This window comes from Parendozoicomonas verongulae (genome assembly GCF_009711465.1).
Taxonomy (GTDB): domain Bacteria; phylum Pseudomonadota; class Gammaproteobacteria; order Pseudomonadales; family Endozoicomonadaceae; genus Sansalvadorimonas; species Sansalvadorimonas verongulae.
In genome coordinates this window covers 1-612 of the sequence record NZ_SMME01000350.1, presented here as the reverse complement: position 1 = coordinate 612, position 612 = coordinate 1, and the positions used below count along the sequence as shown (strand labels likewise).

Genomic DNA, 612 nt, shown 5'->3' with positions numbered 1-612 from the left:
GATAGGACAATGCCGTGCCAACTCCCAGAACTGTTCCCTTAACTGGTCACGGGTCACGCCGGGATGAGCATGCAACCATTGCTGTAAGGCGTGCTGATCCATCGCACAGTAGATGAATTCATCAGGGAATAATGCTTTTATCCGGGTTTTCAGGTAGCCATAGACAGAAGAATTCCCACGGTAATTTTTGACAATAAGGGTATGCAGAGCCCGTCGCCAATGATAAGGCTCTTCGGTAGGAGAGTGATCCTGTTGCTGTTCCCGTTTGACTTGCTTCCGCAGAAGCGGCCAGACATTCTGTTCCTGCCAGGGAGGAGAGGCCGGGTAGTTTCTAATGGTCGGGAGAGGCAACTGGTCAATGCATTCCATCAACCTCTCTACCAACCTCTCCACACCAGAGTGCATCTTAAAGGGCAGTGTGTGCAGAGGGGCGGATGCGGGGAGTAATGGTAATTTTTCCACTGTGCATCGCCATAGGTTGGTGGCTCCCTTCCATTCCTGAGGAAGTAGTAACACAACCCGGGCATCAGGGAGTGGAATCTTACGGCCCTGAACAAACAGGTAGGGAGGGTTAGCCAGCAGTGTCTCCATACGGGCTGCCAGTTCAGGATG

The 612-nt window shown here is 52.3% G+C and carries 1 protein-coding gene; it reads right to left on the bottom strand.

What is annotated here, in order from left to right:
• Positions 1–612: hypothetical protein (locus E1189_RS22335; protein WP_196220868.1), on the bottom strand; the 612-nt coding region annotated here is incomplete at both ends.